The following is a 16,962-nucleotide window of genomic DNA, read 5'->3' as shown; positions in this document are numbered from 1 at the left end:
GCCGGTCAGGCGGCCGGGCCGTCGTCCGGAGGCCGGCGCGCGAGGACGAGCCGGTGGCGCGGGCTCCCGTCCGGCCGCTCGCCCAGGGCGTCCAGGGGGACCGTGGTCACGGTGAACCCGGCCGCCCTCAGGTCGGCGCCGACCGCCCCCAGCGGGCACGTGCGGTAGTACATGACGAACGGGGGCCGCCACACGGCGTTCCGGACCCGCATGGCCGCGTCGAACCCGAGCAGCGCCCAGTACCAGCCCGACGTGAAGGGCGGCGGCCCGCCGATCGGGAAGGCGAAGAGGCCGCCGGGCCGCAGCGCGCGGTACACGCCGCCGAAGAGCGCGGGCCGCTCGGCGGGCAGGAAGTGCCCCAGCGCCCCGAACGTGACGGCCAGGTCGAACCCCCCGGTGAACGGCAGCGCCCGGACGTCGGCCCGTACCCACGCGGCGCCCGGGTGCGCCGCCCGCGCCTGCGCGAGCATGCCGGCGCTGAAGTCGACCCCCGTGACCCGTTCGCCGCAGAGCGGTTCGAGGACGCGCATGCCCGCGCCGGTGCCGCAGCACACGTCCAGCCCCCGGCCGAACGGCCCGAACTCCCGCAGCGCGCCGGCGGTGGCGGCGAGGACGCCGTCGGGGGTGCGGAACGGGGTGCGGTCGAACTTCGGCGCGAGCAGGTCGTACCCGCGCTCGACCGAGGACAGCGCCTGGATCGCCAGCTCGCGCAGCGACGGACCATGAGGCGAGAACACCGGCCCAGATTACTGTCCGCCGCCCCGGCACGGCACCGGCCGTGCATCGTGCGCCGTTGGGCGGGCACCCCCCGGTGCCGGGACATTCGCGCTAGGGAGTCACGGATGCGAAGGCGGTGCGGCGGGTGGACGCTGGTCCGGACGGGCTCGCACCCCTGCCCCTGGAGCATCTCCCGTGCGAGCGCGACGCCGAGGAACCGGAGGGACGTACGGGCCATGGACGATCTCGACTATGGGTGGCGGCTGCGCGAGGTCATGGCGGCACGCGGCATGTTCTCCACCACGGAGCTGCGTCCGCTGCTGGCCGACCGCGGTGTCGTCCTGTCGCCGAGCCAGGTGTACCGGCTGGTGGTCGACAAGCCGGAGCGGCTGAACCTCCGCACGCTGATGGCGCTGCTGGACATTCTCGACTGCACGATGGACGACCTGATCGAGCCGATGCCCGCCCGCCGCGCGGCGCGGTGACGCGGAGCGGCGGGGCCGCCACCCTCTGACGCGCCCGGGATGCCACTTCCGGCCAACCGGGAACCGGCTTTACGTCTGAGTGCGATATTGCAAGCGATGATGAGATATTGCATCAGATGAAAGTGGGAGAAGGCGGCGAGCCGCAGCAGGTGCCGCTCGTGGGCAGAGAGGCCGAGTGCGAGACGCTCGACCGGCTGCTGGCCGACGTCCGCGGCGGCGAGAGCCGGGTGCTGGTGCTGCGCGGCGAGGCCGGGGTCGGCAAGTCGAGGCTGCTCGACCACCTCGTCGCGGCGTCCACCGGGTGCCGGGTCGTGACCGCCGCCGGGGTCCAGGCGGAGATGGAGCTGCCGTTCGCGACCGTCCACCAGCTGTGCGTGCCGATGCTGGACCTGCTCGGTTCCCTGCCGGAGCCGCAGCACGACGCGCTCGGCACGGCGTTCGGGATGCGCGCCGGGCCCGCCCCCGACCAGTTCCTCATCAGCCTCGCCGTGCTCAACCTGCTGGCCCAGGCCGCGGACGAGCGCCCGCTGGTGTGCGTGATCGACGACGCCCAGTGGCTCGACCACGCCTCCGCGCAGGTGCTCGCCTTCGTGGCCCGCCGCCTGATGGCCGAACGCGTGGCGTGCGTCTTCGCCGTCCGCGACACCGGCGAGGAGGGCGCGCTGCCGGGCCTGCCGGTGCTGGAGGTCGGCGGCCTGCGGGACGCCGCCGCGCGAGCGCTCGTCGGCCGGGTGGCGCCCGGGCCGCTCGACGAGGAGGTCCGCGAGCGGATCCTGTTCGAGTCGCGCGGGAACCCGCTCGCCCTGCTCGAACTGCCCCGCGCCGCGTCCGCGGGCGGTTTCGTGGCGGAGACCGGGCAGTCGCTGTCGGGCCGCATCGAGGACGGCTTCCAGCGCAGGCTGGCGGGCCTGCCGGACGACGCCCGCATGATGCTGCTGCTGGCCGCCGCCGAACCGCTCGGCGACCCGACCCTGCTGTGGGCCGCCGCCGGCGTGCTCGGCGTCGACGCCGCGGCGGTCGACGCGGCCGACGAGCTGATCGACCTCCGCGACCGGGTGCGCTTCCGGCATCCGCTCGTCCGCTCCGCGGTGTACAACGGGGCCGCCCCGCGCGAGCGCAGGCGGGCGCACCGGGCGCTGGCCGAGGCGACCGACCCCGCCACCGACCCGGACCGGCGGGCCTGGCACCGCGCCCACGGCGCCGCCCACCCCGACGAGGACATCGCCGCCGAACTCGAACGCTCCGCCGGCCGCGCCCAGGGCCGCGGCGGCCTGGCCGCGGCCGCCGCGTTCCTGGACCGGGCGGTCGCGCTCACCCCCGGGCCCCGGCAGCGGGCCGAGCGCGCGCTCGCCGCCGCCCGGGCCAAGCACCTGGCCGGCGCGCCCGAGGCCGCGGTGGCGCTGCTGGCGGCGGCCGAGGCCGGGCCGCCGGACGAGCTGCGCCGCGCCAAGGCCGAGACCCTGCGCGCCGAGATCGCCCTGACCTCGAACCGCGGCACGTCCGCTCCGGCGATCCTGCTCAAGGCCGCCCGGCAGCTCGAACCGCTCGACGTCCACCTGTCGCGCGACACGTACCTCCAGGCGCTGTTCGTGGCGATCGGCGTCCTGCCCGGCATGGCCGAGCTCGCCGAGGTCGCCGCCGCCGCCCGCGCGGCGCCCCCCGCGCCCGGCACGCCCCGCGCCACCGACCTGATCCTCGACGCCCTCGCCCGGCTCTACACGGAGGACACCGTGGCGGCCGCGCCCGCCCTGCGGCGCGCCCTGGACGCCGTCATGAGCGACGCGACCGGCCCCGCCGAGCGGCTCCGGTGGAGCTGGGTCGTCAACTTCTTCGCCATGGCCCTGTGGGACGACGCGGCCTGCCGCGAACTGGACCGGTACTTCCTCGGCCTGGTCCGCGACTCGGGCGCGCTCGCGCTGCTGCCCCAGGTCCTCAGCAACTCGACGATGATCTCCCTGTTCGCGGGTGACCTCGCCGCGGCCGAGACCGCGCACGAGGAGGCGAAGGCGCACGCGGTCGCCGCCGACGTCTGGACGTCCGGCGGCGCCCTGGTGCAGCTGGGCGGTGCCCTCGGACTCGCCGGCTGGCGCGGGAACGAGGAGGAGACCGAGCACCTCGCGGAGGTCATCGCGAAGGAGGGCGCGGTCCGCGGGGAGGGCAGGACGCTCGCCGTCTGCGACTGGGTGCGGTCCGTCCTCTACAACGGGCTCGGCCAGTACGGCATGGCGCTGGAGGCCGTCCTGCGGTCCGGGGTGGACGAGGGGTCGCCCACCGGCTGCAACGTGCACTGGGCGCCCATGGAGCTGATCGAGGCCGCCGCCCGCACCGGCCGGCACGACCTGGCGTCCCGCGCCCTGGAACGGTTCGCCCTCTCCGCCCGGTCGGGCGGGACGGACTGGGGCCTCGGCCTGGAGGCCCGCTGCCGCGCGCTGCTCGCGGAGGGCGAGGAGGCCGACCGCCTCTACCGCGAGTCGATCGACCGGCTCGGCCGCACCTCGATGCGCGTCGACCTGGCCCGCGCCCACCTGCTGTACGGGGAATGGCTCCGCCGCGAGCGCCACAGGGTCAAGGCCCGCGAGCATCTCCGCACCGCCTTCGACCTGTTCACCGGGATCGGCATGGCGGCCTTCGCCGACCGGGCCGCGCGCGAGCTCCAGGCCACCGGGGAGACCGCCCGCAGGCGCGACGTCGAGGCGGCCGAGCAGCTCACCCCGCAGGAGGCGCAGATCGCCCGGCTGGCCCGTACCGGCCTCACCAACAAGGAGATCGCCGCACGCCTGTACGTGAGCCCCCGTACCGTGGAGTATCACCTGCACAAGGTCTTCACCAAGCTCGGGGTCACCTCGCGGCACCAGCTCGAAGACCCCCTCTGACCCGCGGGCGGCACGGCCCCCTACCCGCCACCGTGATCGGGCCCCCGGCCCCGCACCCCGGCCCCGCACCCCCGGGTGTCCCCAGGGGGTGCCCCGGGGTGTCCCCGGGTTCCCTAGGGACTGACGCCAGGCTCTCCCTGATGCGACCCGGGTCCCCTCCCGGCGAGAGTGAATCGTGCCGGCGGCGGGCGTCCGCGGGCAGGACGAACGGAGGGGCCATGGCGGTCGAGGCGAAGATCGCATCCGAATCGCGAGTGAGCGCACATCCCGAACCACGAGACCAGACGAGTTCGCTCGACCGGGCCGCCGCCGTCTTCGTCGAAGTGCGTCCGCGCCTCTTCGGCATCGCCTACCGGATGCTCGCCAGCTCCGCGGAGGCCGAGGACATCGTCCAGGAGACGTGGCTGCGCTGGCAGAACACCGAACGCTCGGCCATCGCCAACCCGGCCGCGTTCCTGACCCTGATCACGACGCGGCTGTCGATCAACGCCGCGCGGTCCGCGCGGGCCCGCCGCGAGACCTACATCGGGCCCTGGCTGCCCGAGCCCATCGACACCGCCGCCGACCCCGCGGCCGGGGCGGAGCGCGGCGAGGCGGTCGAGTTCGCCCTCCTCCTGCTGCTGGAGCGGCTCACCCCGGCGCAGCGGGCCGCGTACATCCTCCGGGAGGCGTTCGTCTATCCGTACGAGCAGATCGCCGAGATCATCCAGCTCAGCCCGGCCAACGTCCGCCAGTTGGTGAGCCGCGCCCGCAAGCACCTGAACACCGAGCGGCGCGAGCCCATCGACGCCGTCGAGCACCGGCGCCTCCTGGCGACCTTCCTCGACGCGGCGCAGGAGGGCAACGTGACGGCGCTGGAGGACCTGTTCGCCGCGGACGTCGTCCACGCCTCCGCCCGCCGCGTGAGAGGAGTGGACCCGGCCCTGACCGGACTCGCGTCCTGACGGCCGCCACGGGCGAGTATTTCCTGCTCCGCGTGCCTGGCACGCGAGACATCCCGCGATCGCCGCGCTTCGCCGGGGAAAAACCATTCGCCTGCCCGGGCGGTCCGGGGGAGCATGGAGAGCCGGCGGCGCGGGAGGGCGGGGTTTCGGTGCTCGGAAAACGGGGTGGGTCCCGCGACGGCCGGTCCCCTCGGAAATCGGCCGTGCTCCTGGCCCTGCGCCACTACAACGGCATGCTGCGCCGCCAGTGGCGGGTCTCGATCCCGGCGATGATCCTCCCGGCGCTCGGGAACACCTGCCTGTTCTACCTGACGCCGCTGATGGTGGCCGCCCTCGTGGGGCACCTCGCCGCCGGAGGCGAGAGCACCGCCGGTGCGCTCCTGCCGTACGTGCTCGGGTTCGCCGGGCTGATGCTGGCGGGCGAGGCGCTGTGGCGGGTGGGGATCCACTTCCTCAACCGGGCGGGCGCCCGGGGCGTGGAACGGCTCGGCGTCGTGGGCATGGACGAGCTGCTCGCCAAGGACGCCTCCTTCTTCCAGGACAACTTCGCCGGCGCGCTGACCAAGCGGATACTGAACTTCTCCGGCGGGTTCGAGCACTTCATCGACACGCTCACGTTCTCCGTCATGGCCAACGTGATCCCGCTGGGCTTCGCCTCGGTGATCCTGTGGCGATACCACCCGGTGCTGGTCCTCGTGCTGGTCGGGCTGATCATCGTCACCGGCTTCCTCATCGCCCCGTTCATCCGCCGCCGCCAGGCGCTGGTGGACGCGCGCGAGGCCGCCAAGGTGCGGGTGTCGGGCCATGTCGCCGACGTGATGACCAACATGGAGACGGTCCGCGCGTTCGCCGCCGAGGAGCGGGAGGCCGCCGAGTTCCGCGGCCGGGCCGCCGAGCAGGCCCGGCTCTCGCTGCGCTCCTGGGACTACGCCAACCTCCGGGTCGACATGATCGTGGCCCCGATGTCCGTCCTGACCAGCGCGCTGGGGCTGCTCGCCGCGGTCGCGCTGCGCGGCGGGCTCGGGGTGGAGGCCATCGTGGTGACGTTCTCGTACTACACCAACGCGACCCGGATCATGTTCGAGTTCAACCAGGTCTACCGGCGTATCGAGAGCACGCTCACCGAGGCCGCGCAGTACACCGAGCTGCTCCTGGAGCCGCCGACGGTCGTCGACCCGCCCGACCCGCAGCCGCTGCGCCCGGCCGACGCGGCGGTCCGCTTCGAGCGGGTGCGCTTCGCCCACGGCGGCGGCCCGCCCCTGTTCGACGGGCTCGACCTGGACATCCCCAGCGGCGCCAAGATCGGCCTGGTGGGCCGGTCCGGCGGCGGCAAGACCACCCTCACCCGGCTGCTGCTGCGCCTCATGGACGTCGACGGCGGCCGCGTCCTGATCGGCGGCCAGGACATCGCCCGGCTGCGCCAGCGCGACCTGCGCGGCCTGATCGCGTACGTTCCGCAGGAGCCCGCGATGTTCCACCGGTCGGTGTACGACAACATCGCGTTCGCCCGGCCGGGCGCCACCGAGGCCGACGTCCTCCGGGCCGCGCGGGCGGCGCACGTCACCGAGTTCGCCGAGAGCCTGCCGGACGGCTTCGGCACGCTGGTCGGCGAGCGGGGCGTGAAGCTGTCGGGCGGCCAGCGGCAGCGCGTCGCGCTCGCCCGCGCCATTCTCCGGGACGCCCCGATCCTGCTGCTCGACGAGGCGACCAGCGCGCTGGACTCCGAGAGCGAGCTGCTCGTCCAGGAGGCGCTGTGGCGCCTGATGCGCGACCGTACCGCCCTGGTCGTCGCGCACCGGCTGAGCACGGTCGTCCGGATGGACCGGCTGATCGTCCTCGACCGCGGCCGCGTCCTCGAACAGGGCCCCCACCGGGAGCTGCTCAAGGCGGACGGCGCCTACGCCCGGCTCTGGCAGCACCAGTCCGGCGGCTTCCTCACCGAGGACACCGAGGACGCCCGGGATGCCGGGGACGCCCGCGCCGGGGACGCCGCCGAGGGGTCGCTCGACCGCCGCCCGGCGTGACCCGGCACGCGCCCGGCGGCGGCCCGGCCCCCGCTCGGGCCGGGCCGCCGGGCCGGGGCCGGGGACGGCGCACCGTCAGCGGCGCGGCTCCCAGCGGAAGAGCCGGGAGGCCAGCGCGACGGCGACGCCGACCCAGGCCAGCGTGGGCGCGAGCAGGAGCAGCGAGTCCGCCATGGGGACGCCGCCGTTCCAGGCGTTGACGGCCAGCTCGGTGGCCGAGCCGCCGGGCAGCAGCCGCTTCAGCGGGGCGAGCTCCTCGGTCCCGCTGATCCCCACCCAGCTCGCCACGGCGATGGTGCCGAGGCTGACGGGCAGCGTGGTCACCTGGGCGTGCTCGGGGGAGTTGGTCAGCCCCGCCGTGGCCAGCCCCAGGCCCAGCATCATCGCCACCATCGACAGGACGGCCGCCGCCAGCAGCAGGACGTCGTCCGGCCCGCCGGCGACCGCGGCCAGGACCGCCAGGAGCACGGCCGCCTGCACCAGCGCGATCACGGTGACCGGGAGCAGCAGCCCGGACAGGATGCCGGCGTCGCCGGCCGCGGTGGAGCGCAGCCGCTTGAGGAAGAGGTTCTGCCGGCGCGAGGCCAGGGTCGTCACCGTGGTGGTGTAGAGGCCGAACGCGCCCACCGTGAACACCATGATCGCCGCGATGTAGCCGAGGCTGGCCATCCTCGCGAAGACGTCGTGCTGGTAGATGAAGTACGCGCTGACGGCGACGGGCATGACGAGACTGGTGACCAGCACCAGCCGGTTCCGGAAGATCTGGATCAGCTCGCCGAGGGCGATGGGGAGCATGGGAGGGTCCTTTCCCGAAGGGGGAGTGCGAGGCGGAGCGGGGTCATTCGCCGCTGATGGAACGGAACACGTCGTCGAGCCGGGTCGGCCCGGCCTCCAGGTCCCGCGGCTCCACGCCGTGGACCCGCGCCCAGTGGAGGAACGCGTACAGGTCCCCCGCCAGGTCGAACGTCTCGATGAGGAACCGCCCGTCGCCCTCGCGCCGGGCCCGCAGCGGCAGCGCCGGCGCCGACTCCGGAACGGAGAAGCGGATGGTGGCGGGGAGCGTCCGTGTCAGTTCCGAGACGGTCCCCTCCCTGTGCAGGGCGCCCCGGTGCATGAGCCCGATGCGGTCGGCGTGCTGCTGGGCCTCCTCCAGGTAGTGCGTGGTGAGGACGATGGTGGAGCCGTCCTCGCGCAGCCGGCCCACGGCCTCCCAGAGATCGTCCCGGGACTGGATGTCCAGGCCGGTGGTCGGCTCGTCCAGGAAGATCAGCTCGGGCGCGCCGTACACGGCGGTGGCGAAGTCCAGGCGGCGCTTCTCACCGCCGGAGAGCTGCGACACCCGGGTGCCGGCCCTGCGGGTGAGATCGACGACGCCGAGCACCCGGTCCACCGTGTCGACACGCCGGGTGAGCCGCCCGATCAGCCGGACGGACTCCCGCACCGTCAGGTCCGGGGAGAACCCGCTCTCCTGGAGCATGACGCCCATCCGGGGCCGGACGGCGCGGCGGTCGCGCGGGCTCCGCCCGAAGACCCGGACCGTTCCCGAGGTGGCCGTGCGGTGGCCCTCGACGGTCTCCAGGGTCGAGGTCTTGCCCGCCCCGTTCGTGCCGAGGAGCGCGTACAGCTCGCCGGGCCGCACCTGGAAGGACAGGTCCCGGACGGCGTGGAAGTCGCCGTACTTGAGGTTCAGGTGATCGACGTCGATGACCGGTGTGGAGGACATGGCACCGATTCCAGCCGACGCCGCGCCCGCCCGGCAGTGGGGCCACGTCACCACCTCGGCGTGACGTTTCCCTGGGTGAAGGCATGACGCGGCGTCACTGGTGACGCCGCGGAGCGGGAAGAATACTGGAGGCGCACATCGCCGTTCTCTGCCGCTCTCTGCCGTTCGCATCCGGAGACCACATGGATCCCAGACCTTCGCGCCCGCGCGCCCGCATGGCGTCCGGGCACTACGAGGAGGTGCGGGACCGGCTGCACACGCTGAACGTCACCTCGATGGTCGTGGCCATCGGCCCCGTCGGGGTCCTGCTGGTGGCGGTCGACGCCCGGACGTGGTGGGAGGCCGCCGTCCTAGGCGCGGGCGTGGCCGCGGGGCTGGTGGCCGTGCTGCGCTGGACGGCGAGCGGGATCTCCCGGGTGGTGCTGCCCTGCGCGATCGTCGCCGCGGCGGTGTGGGCCGCCGGGGCGCTGGCGCTGGACGGCTCCACGGCGTTCTACGGCATCTCCGTCGTGGGCTCCGTCTACGTCCCGAAGCTGCCGCGCCACCGCGTCGCGGCCACCGCCGGGCTGATCGCCTTCATCCCGCTGGTGGGGGCGGCGCGGCTGCTGGTGGCGCCGGACGACGCGGCCGCCGACCTGATCGCGTACGCCCTCATCCCGGCGGGCATCGCCGTGGTGTCGACCGCCGGGATGTTCGCCGGCCAGTGGTACTACGACCTCGTCGAGGAGCTGGCGGAGTCCCGGGAGCGGCAGGCCGAGCTGGCCGTCGTCCGCGAGCGGGTGCGGTTCGCCGGCGACCTCCACGACATCCAGGGCCACACCCTGCACGTGGTGAAGCTGAAGGCCGCGCTGGCCCGGAAGCTGGTGCGCACCGACGCCGACCGGGCCGAGGAGGAGCTGCGGGAGATCCACGCCCTCGTCGGCGACACCATCGCGCAGACCAAGGAGCTCGCCTACGCCCAGCGGCGGCTCAACCTGTCCGCGGAGCTGGAGAACGCCAAGAACCTCTTCGAGGCGGCGGGCATCCGCGTCCGCGTCGACCGCGAGGCGGGGGCCGGGGCCGGCACGGCCGCCGACGAGCTGCTCGGCCAGGTCCTCAGGGAGACGACGACCAACATCCTGCGGCACGCGCAGGCCGGGCAGGTGCGGATCACGCTCACGGAGGAGGGCATCACCATCGTCAACGACGGCGCGCAGGAGGCTCCCCTCCCCGAACTCAGCGGGCTCGCCGCGCTCAGGGAACGGGTCGCGGACGACGGGGGCGAGCTGACCGTGGAGCGGAAGGACGGGCGCTTCGTGACCGCCGCCGCGTTCCCGCGCGCCCGCACGCGGGAGGGCCGATGACCACGGTGGTGCTGGCCGACGACGAGGCCCTGCTCCGCAAGGCGATGGCGGCGCTGCTGCCGCTCGAAGGCGAGATCACCGTGCTCGCCGAGGCGGCGGACGGCGCCGAGGCCGTCCAGGCGGCGCTGCGGCACCGGCCCGACGTGCTCGTCATCGATCTGGAGATGCCGGGCGTGGACGGCCTCGGCGCCGTCGCGGAGATCCGCCGGGCCCGGCCGGACCAGGTCGTCCTGATGCTGACCCGGCACGCCCGGCCCGGCGTGCTCCGCAAGGCGCTGAAGCTGGGCGTCCAGGGCTTCGTGAGCAAGTCCGCGGACCCGGCGCACATCACGTCGGTCATCCGGATGCTGCACGAGGGCCGGCGGTGGATCGACCCGGACGTCTCGGCGCTCGCCCTCGTCGACGACAACCCGCTCACCGACCGCGAGGTCGACGTCCTCCGCGCGACCCGCGAGGGCTACTCGGTCGCCGACATCGCCGTCCAGCTCCATCTGGCGGAGGGCACGGTGCGCAACTACCTCTCCAACGCGATGCAGAAGACCCAGACCCGGACCCGCCACGAGGCCGCCCGCTACGCCCGCGAGCACGACTGGCTGTAGCGGCCGCTCCGCGCGGCGGCTCCTCACGCGTACATGGCCTCGATCCATGAGGGGTTGAGAGCGGCGGCGAGCCCGATGTGCAGCAGGACGTCGGGTGCGCCGTCGTCCAGTTGCAGCACCCAGTCGCGGTTCGCCTGCCGCACCAGCGCGCCCGCCCGCTCGCCGCGCTCGTTCCGGATGGTGTAGTCCCAGAACGTCACCGTCGCGGCCGCGAGGGAACCGGCGGGACGGCCGTCCGCGCCGACGACGTCGCCTCCGGGCAGGTCGCCGAACGGCCGCTGGAGCGCGGCCCGGACCGTCCCGCCGGGATCGAGCAGGCACAGGTCGGGCGCGCCGCCGTCGCCGCCGCGCAGCAGCACCACGAAGAGCGGCGCGCCCGTGGTTCCGGTGACCGTCATGAACTCGCGGCCGGCCTCCGGGGCCTTGGCCGGCCTGGCGTCCTCCTTGAGCGCCCGCCGCGCGGGCAGGTCCGCGGGCCGGTGGCCGGCCGGCGCGTCCGTCCAGGCGGACCGCATGACCTGCTCGCCGTCCCCGGTCGTGACGCGGCCGTCCTGGACGCGCAGGATCGTTCCCCGCCCGGATTCCAGGAGTTCCGCCGCGTGCCGGCGCGCCCGCCGGCCGGCCCGCCCGATGAGCAGGGCGAGCCCGCCGGCCGCCGAGAACGTCGCCAGCGGGGCGATGTACGCCATCGCGAAGGTGTACTCGCCGACCATCCGGACGCCGCCGAGCGGAGTGATCCGGACGGCGAAGGGCCCGCCGCCGCTCTCGGAGACCTCCCCGGTGCCGGTCCGGCCGTCCGGAGTCCTCCAGACGACCCGGCAGGAGCGCGAGCGCGTTCCGAAGCTGCAGCTCTCGATGTGGGCGGTGGCCCGGTCGTCCTTCACGAAGGTGTACGTCTCGTAGAAGGGCCAGGCGTTGACGGCAATGATCACCAGGACCCCGGCGACGAGCAGGGGAAGCGTCTTCAGCGACATGCGGGCTTGGACGCCGGTGGGGCAGATGCGGTTCTACCGGTTCTGTCCCTTATCGGCCAAGGGCGGCCTCCTGGAGGACGGTCAGGTCGCGGAGCAGCTCGGACGCGGTGACGTCACCGAGGTCGCCGAGCCGGACGGCGTTCCCGCGGGCCGTGCCGAACCGGTCGTCGGACACGAAGGCGTGGACGACGGTGTGCTCCTCGAACGCGCGGGCGTCGCCCGCGATGAAGCCGGGGTCCAGGAAGAGGATCGCGTACCGGTCTCCGGGCAGGGGGCGCAGGAAGGCGTGCTCGATGCCCGCGTCCTGCGGGTCGCCGCGTTCCCAGCCGCGGTTGGTCAGGCCGAGGATCACGCCCGCCGGCACGGTCACGCCCTCGAAGCGTTCGAGCCTGGAACCGTTCCGCTCCTGCTCGGTGAGGCGGTGGGTGTCACGGCTGAGCTGCGGGAACGGCTGGACGATCTCGTAGTCGGCGAAGACCTGCCCCCACGCCGCGAGGCCGTCGCCGAGGTCGAGCGGGTGCGCGATGCCGATCCGGGCGTCGCCGGGGAGGGCGAAGGCGTCGTCGTCGGCGTCGGCGAGGGTGAGGTCCTCGGCGATGCGGAACGAACCGGTGCCGGTGCGGGTCTCGGCGAGCCAGACCAGGCGGCGGGCGACGTGCCGGGTCAGGGGATGGCCGGCGAACAGCCCGGTGAACTCCTCCGGCGTCCAGCGGCGCCCGTCGACCATGGCGCGTTCGAGCCGGTGGACCAGGTGGGACGCGATGCCGCGCACGTCCTTCTTCAGCTGGGAGAACCGCTGGTACGCGGCGGGGGCCAGCGCCGCGTCGTCCTTCGCGCCGGGCTTGGGCAGGGACTTGCGAACCTTGCCCGCCTGGTCGATCACCTGCGGCCTGAGCGCCTCGTCGAACGCGACGGTGAACGTCCGGGGCCCGTAGTCCAGCGTGAGGGCGCTCGCGGCGTCCAGGTCGAGCGTGGGGACGAGGCGGTCGGCGAGCTGGTCGGCGGTGAGGCCGAGCCGCTCGGCGATCTGCCCGATCCGTTCGACGGCCTTGGTCTTCAGGCCCTTGTACCGCACCCGCTGCGCGATCTGGTTGAGGCACATCAGCGCGGTGTCGGTGCCGATCGCGGTGAGCACGTCCAGGCCGGTGACGGCGCGGGCGTGCCCGCCCTCGCCCGGCCATTCCCGCAGGAACGGCGTGAGGCGGCGCGCGGTGTCGTCGTCCCCGATGAGGCCCAGCTGGGTGAACGCCCAGCCGGCCCGCGACGGCATGCCGTTCGACCGCCAGGCGCCGAAGACGGCCCAGGAGAACGCGGCGAGGGAGTCCGGATCGCACGTCTCGCGCACGACGCGCAGGCCCGGGTGCGGGAGGTCGAGCGGCGAGAGGGCCAGGATCGTGAGCAGGTGGACGACCGAGTCGTCGGGCAGCCGGACGTCCCGGTCGCGCAGCAGCATCTGGGGGAGCGCGGCGGGGTCCAGCCAATCGGGGACCGCCGGGACGGCGGGCGGGACGACGTCCAGCGGATCGGTGGCGAGGAGCGTCCGGATCGCGGCGGCGGGGCGCTCGCCGTACTCGCGGGCGGCGGCGAGCACCGCCTCGTCGCCGTGGACGGCCGCGATGTGCCGCAGCGCGGCCTCGGCGGCCTGCCGGGCGGGCCCGGCCTTGCCGAGCGCGGCCGGCACCAGCATCCGGGCGGCGCCGGTGCCGTGCCATTCGAGCCAGGCGGCCGCCGTCCGCCGCAGGGCCTTCAGCCGGACGAACCAGTCCGCCATGAGCGCGGCGACATCGGCGCCGAGGTACGGCAGCAGGAACTCGCCGTACGAGCGGGAGTTCGCGCGCGCTCCCCGCAGCATGTACGGGTAGACCTCCATCTCGAAGCGCGCCACCGTCCGCTTGATCGCGTTGGTGACGCGGTGCCCCTCGGTGCTGTCCCACTCGGCGAGCAGCGGCCGCGCCACCTCCACGGGGGCCTGGGCGAACACCAGGGGCAGGACGATCCCGCTGTCGCGCCAGTCGCCGGGCCGCCAGATCTCCGTCCAGTCCGGCCTGACGCCGTAGTGGCCGGTCCATTCCCTGATGTCGGCCTCGGCCCACGCCCGGCGCGCGCCGTCCGTCCAGTGGATCGTGACCTCGTCCGGCGCCTTCAGGCCCGGGACGGTGACCGGCTTGGCGTTCTCCGGCCGGCGGGTCCAGGCGGGCGCGACGAGGACCTCGGGCAGCGCGCCGGCGGCGGCCTCGGGGTGGCGCCGGGCCCTCTCCAGAGCGGAGTCGACGAGTTGCCGGGCCCCCGGGCCCAGCGCGGGCGCGGTGGAGCGGAGGAGGTCCGGCTCGGTGCGGGTCCAGGCGTCGAGCACGCCGGCCGAGGCCAGGCCCATGCGGCCCTGCTGGGAGCACAGCCGGGTGGTCTGGCGCAGCGTCCGCACCGGGTAGCGGCGCAGCGCCTCTCGGAGCGGTTCCGTCATGGGCCGCCGCTCGCCGACCTCCAGCAGCAGCCGGAACGACGCGTCGCCGGGGATCGCGGCCAGCAGGTCGAAGGGGAGGTCGTCGACGCGCCGGTTCGCCGCGGACAGCAGCGGCGCGAACGCGTCCCCCAGCGCCACGGCCAGCGTCGCCAGCACCGGGCGTTCGAGCGCCTGGCCGGTCGGGACGGCCGACTCGCCCATCGCCGCGAGCTGCGCCGGGGTGCTCACGGCGCAGAACCGCATGGCCCAGACGTTCGACGCGTAGCCGTGCTCCTTCGGGCGCTCCCGGCACCACTCGTCCACCCAGTCCGGCTCGGTGGGGGCGAGGTAGGCGGCCGTCGCGCGCCGGACCGGGGTGGTGCGGAGCGCGGCGAGCCGTTCCACCGCGGCCGCGTAGTCGCCATCGGACGCGGCGGCGAGCAGGGCGCGCATCCGGCGGCCCGCCCGCCAGCCGGGCAGGTACCGGTCCAGCGGATCGTTCGGCCCCTCGGTCCGCAGTGCGGTGATGTCTCCGAGCCCGGCGGGCCGCGACCCGCCCTTCCGCTTGGGCGGCCGGGCCCGCCGCAGGACGATGCCGTTCACCTCGGTGAACGCGCACGCGGCGAAGGCGACGCCGTGCTCGGCCGCCCACGCGTCGAGCGTCTCCGCGTACCGCGCGGTGGCCTCCTCCTCGTCCTGGTCGGTCACGGCACCGGCGTACCAGAGGACGGCGACCGCGACGACGGCCGCGCCCACGGGGTCGGCGGCGCCGTCCAGGTAGGCGCGGGCGGCCGCCGCCGTCCCGGCGTCCTCCACCGCGGCGAGGACCTTGCCGATCCCGGCGCGGTCGCCGTCGATGCGGGCGCGCCAGCGGGGGAGGGCGTCCGCGGCGGGCTCGGCCGCCGGTACGGGACCGAGGTCGCGGCGCGGGTGCACGAGCTCCGCCCACGCGTCCGGGATCGTCATGATGTCCTCGTCCGGGATGTTCATGCACGGAGAGACGGCGCCCGTCCCGTGCCGGTTCCGCCCCGCGGGAGATCAGCCCGGTGCCGGGCCCCGCCGCCGCACCAGGGGCAGGTACACCTCGTCGACGATCTCGACCAGGACGTCGTCGGGGGCGGTGGGGGCGCCGCGCACGACGAACTCGTTGCGGAGCAGCACGATCGCCACGGTCGCGACCCGGGGGTGGAGCGCCTCGGGGGCCGCCTCGCCGCGCGCGACGGCGCGTCCCAGGATGGTCAGCCAGGGGGCGGCGACGGCGTCGCCGGACTGGTCCTGGAGCCCGGCCAGCAGCTCCGGGGCGCCGCCGGCCGCGGCGAGCAGCTCGCGCAGGATCGCGCCGAGCGGGGAGCTCCAGTGGCGGTTGGCGCCGCGCAGCAGTTCCAGGGCGTCGCCGCGCAGGTCGCCGGTGTCGGGCGGCCGGACCGCCGTGGTCAGCCGCCGGTAGGCGGCGATGCCGAGCGCCAGGCGGCCGGGCCAGCGGCGGTAGATCGCGTTCTTGTTGGTGCCGGCGCGGGCGGCGACGCGGTCCATGGTCAGCCCGGCGAATCCGGACTCGGTGAGCTCGTCCGCCGCCGCGCTCAGGATCGCCTCTTCGAGGGCCGCCCCGCGCCGCCGCGTCCGCCCGGCCGGTCTCGCCGCCATCGTCCTCCCTCGTTCGGTACGGCTGGTACCCCCCAATGCTCGTTGCGTCTTCTGCCCGTACGCAACTAGGGTACGGGCAGTACCTTAAGTGGAGAGGGCAGGACATGCGCGCCAAAGGCATCAGCTACGACACCGGTTTCGTCCTCGGCGGAGCCGTCGGCCACGAGCCCTTCGACCCCGAGACGGTCCGGAACGAGCTGCGGATCATCCGCGACGACCTGCACTGCACCGCGGTCCGCGTCATGGGCGGGGACCCGGACCGGATCGAGTTCGCGGCGGCGTACGCGGCCGAGCTCGGCCTGGAGGTCTGGGTCTCGCCCTACCCGCTGGAGCTGACCGGCGAGGAGATGCTGGCGCTGTTCGCCGACTGCGCCGAGCGCGCCGAGCGGATCCGGCGGCGCGGGGCCGAGGTCGTGTTCGTCACCGGCGCCGAGCTCAGCCTGATGGCGCCGGGCTTCCTCCCCGGCGCCGACACCGCCGGACGGGTGGCGGCGCTGCTGCGGCCGGAGGGCCTGCGCGAGCGCGTCGCCGAGGTCGGCGCGCGCGTCAACGACTTCCTCGGCAGGGCCGTTCCGCTGGTCCGCGAGCGGTTCGGCGGCAGGGTCACGTACGCCTCGGTCCCGCTGGAGCGGGTCGACTGGAGCCTCTTCGACATCGTCTCCGTGGACCTCTACCGCACGCCGGAGGTCGCCGACCGCTTCGCCGGAGGTGTGCGGGACCTGGTCGCGCAGGGCAAGCCGGTCGCCGTCACCGAGTTCGGCGCCGCGACGTTCCGGGGCGCCGCCGACATGGGCGGGCGCGGCCTGGAGATCGTCGAGTACGAGGAAGGGACCCGCGCCCCCCTCCGGCTCAAGGGCGAGTACGCGCGCGACGAGGCAGGCCAGGCCGCGTACGTGCGCGAGCTGCTGGAGATCTTCGACGCCGGCGGCGTCGACGCGGCCTTCGTGTTCACGTTCGCCCTCTACGACCACCCGCACCGTCCGGACGGCGACCCCCGCGACGACCTGGACCTCGCCAGCTACGGCGTCGTCAGGGTCTACGAGGACCGCCGCGGAACCGCCTACCCCGGAATGCCCTGGGAACCCAAGGCCGCATTCACCGCCGTGGCGGACCACTACCGGGAGGCGAGCCCTTTCCCCCACCCCGATGCGGCGTCCGGGAAGTGCCGTGAGAGGGTTTAGGCAAATGACAAACTA

13 protein-coding genes are annotated in these 16,962 nt (G+C 74.6%); 7 read left to right on the top strand and 6 right to left on the bottom strand.

What is annotated here, in order from left to right:
• Positions 1–5: 5 nt before the first annotated feature.
• Positions 6–737 (bottom strand): class I SAM-dependent methyltransferase, encoded by a 732-nt coding sequence (locus tag ACA361_RS13110; RefSeq protein WP_375012183.1) that lies wholly within the window; start codon positions 735–737, stop codon positions 6–8.
• A 216-nt stretch (positions 738–953) separates the two neighbouring features.
• Between ACA361_RS13110 and ACA361_RS13105 the strand changes: the two genes are divergently transcribed.
• The 4 genes from ACA361_RS13105 (at position 954) to ACA361_RS13090 (ending at position 7,043) form a co-directional block, all read left to right on the top strand.
• Positions 954–1,202: a helix-turn-helix domain-containing protein gene (locus ACA361_RS13105; protein WP_375012182.1), complete on the top strand. Its 249-nt coding sequence runs from the start codon at positions 954–956 to the stop codon at positions 1,200–1,202.
• Positions 1,203–1,318: 116 nt separating this feature from the next.
• Entirely contained in the window at positions 1,319–4,075 is a 2,757-nt protein-coding gene (locus tag ACA361_RS13100; RefSeq protein ID WP_375012181.1) for an AAA family ATPase, read from the top strand.
• 254 nt (positions 4,076–4,329) lie between these two features.
• Positions 4,330–5,019, top strand: coding sequence for a sigma-70 family RNA polymerase sigma factor (locus ACA361_RS13095; protein WP_375012180.1), 690 nt, complete (start codon positions 4,330–4,332; stop codon positions 5,017–5,019).
• 203 nt (positions 5,020–5,222) lie between these two features.
• Positions 5,223–7,043, top strand: coding sequence for an ABC transporter ATP-binding protein (locus ACA361_RS13090; protein ID WP_375012179.1), 1,821 nt, complete (start codon positions 5,223–5,225; stop codon positions 7,041–7,043).
• A 75-nt stretch (positions 7,044–7,118) separates the two neighbouring features.
• Here the strand turns inward: ACA361_RS13090 and ACA361_RS13085 are convergent, their stop codons facing one another.
• A complete protein-coding gene (locus tag ACA361_RS13085) occupies positions 7,119–7,838 on the bottom strand; it encodes an ABC transporter permease (protein WP_375012178.1) in 720 nt (239 codons plus the stop codon).
• Positions 7,839–7,881: 43 nt separating this feature from the next.
• Complete coding sequence (locus ACA361_RS13080) at positions 7,882–8,766, bottom strand: ABC transporter ATP-binding protein (RefSeq protein ID WP_375012177.1); 885 nt, start codon at positions 8,764–8,766, stop codon at positions 7,882–7,884.
• A gap of 182 nt (positions 8,767–8,948) precedes the next feature.
• Between ACA361_RS13080 and ACA361_RS13075 the strand changes: the two genes are divergently transcribed.
• Both ACA361_RS13075 and ACA361_RS13070 read left to right on the top strand, forming a co-directional pair.
• Positions 8,949–10,109 carry a sensor histidine kinase gene (locus ACA361_RS13075; protein ID WP_375012176.1) on the top strand — a complete coding sequence of 387 codons (1,161 nt, stop codon included), beginning with the start codon at positions 8,949–8,951 and terminating at the stop codon, positions 10,107–10,109.
• Positions 10,106–10,708, top strand: coding sequence for a DNA-binding response regulator (locus ACA361_RS13070; protein ID WP_375012175.1), 603 nt, complete (start codon positions 10,106–10,108; stop codon positions 10,706–10,708). The genes ACA361_RS13075 and ACA361_RS13070 overlap by 4 nt, the downstream gene beginning before the upstream one ends.
• A gap of 23 nt (positions 10,709–10,731) precedes the next feature.
• Here ACA361_RS13070 and ACA361_RS13065 read toward each other — a convergent pair whose 3' ends face one another.
• From ACA361_RS13065 to ACA361_RS13055, 3 genes are read right to left on the bottom strand one after another with little or no spacing between them, the layout of a single operon-like run.
• The gene (locus ACA361_RS13065) at positions 10,732–11,682 is read right to left on the bottom strand and encodes a hypothetical protein (RefSeq protein ID WP_375012174.1); all 951 of its coding nucleotides are present in this window, start codon (positions 11,680–11,682) and stop codon (positions 10,732–10,734) included.
• A gap of 49 nt (positions 11,683–11,731) precedes the next feature.
• Complete coding sequence (locus tag ACA361_RS13060) at positions 11,732–15,112, bottom strand: DUF4132 domain-containing protein (protein WP_375012173.1); 3,381 nt, start codon at positions 15,110–15,112, stop codon at positions 11,732–11,734.
• Positions 15,113–15,160: 48 nt separating this feature from the next.
• Positions 15,161–15,766 (bottom strand): TetR/AcrR family transcriptional regulator, encoded by a 606-nt coding sequence (locus ACA361_RS13055; RefSeq protein WP_375012172.1) that lies wholly within the window; start codon positions 15,764–15,766, stop codon positions 15,161–15,163.
• A gap of 104 nt (positions 15,767–15,870) precedes the next feature.
• On the opposite strand from ACA361_RS13055, the gene ACA361_RS13050 reads away from it, so the two are divergent.
• On the top strand, positions 15,871–16,947 hold the full coding sequence (locus ACA361_RS13050) for a hypothetical protein (RefSeq protein WP_375012171.1): 1,077 nt from the start codon (positions 15,871–15,873) through the stop codon (positions 16,945–16,947).
• The last annotated feature ends 15 nt before the right edge of the window (positions 16,948–16,962 follow it).

This window comes from Actinomadura sp. 21ATH (genome assembly GCF_041951345.1).
Lineage (GTDB): Bacteria > Actinomycetota > Actinomycetes > Streptosporangiales > Streptosporangiaceae > Spirillospora.
Note: the sequence above shows the minus strand (reverse complement) of the source record. Positions and strands in the feature narration are given on the sequence as shown.

Bases quoted from the DNA above. Each gene is read 5' to 3' on its own strand.
- ACA361_RS13105 (WP_375012182.1), top strand. From the start codon at position 954: ATGGACGATCTCGACTATGGGTGGCGGCTGCGCGAGGTCATGGCGGCA.
- ACA361_RS13100 (WP_375012181.1), top strand. From the start codon at position 1,319: ATGAAAGTGGGAGAAGGCGGCGAGCCGCAGCAGGTGCCGCTCGTGGGC.
- ACA361_RS13085 (WP_375012178.1), bottom strand. From the start codon at position 7,838: ATGCTCCCCATCGCCCTCGGCGAGCTGATCCAGATCTTCCGGAACCGG.
- ACA361_RS13080 (WP_375012177.1), bottom strand. From the start codon at position 8,766: ATGTCCTCCACACCGGTCATCGACGTCGATCACCTGAACCTCAAGTAC.
- ACA361_RS13075 (WP_375012176.1), top strand. From the start codon at position 8,949: ATGGATCCCAGACCTTCGCGCCCGCGCGCCCGCATGGCGTCCGGGCAC.
- ACA361_RS13070 (WP_375012175.1), top strand. From the start codon at position 10,106: ATGACCACGGTGGTGCTGGCCGACGACGAGGCCCTGCTCCGCAAGGCG.
- ACA361_RS13065 (WP_375012174.1), bottom strand. From the start codon at position 11,682: ATGTCGCTGAAGACGCTTCCCCTGCTCGTCGCCGGGGTCCTGGTGATC.
- ACA361_RS13060 (WP_375012173.1), bottom strand. From the start codon at position 15,112: ATGAACATCCCGGACGAGGACATCATGACGATCCCGGACGCGTGGGCG.
- ACA361_RS13055 (WP_375012172.1), bottom strand. From the start codon at position 15,766: ATGGCGGCGAGACCGGCCGGGCGGACGCGGCGGCGCGGGGCGGCCCTC.
- ACA361_RS13050 (WP_375012171.1), top strand. From the start codon at position 15,871: ATGCGCGCCAAAGGCATCAGCTACGACACCGGTTTCGTCCTCGGCGGA.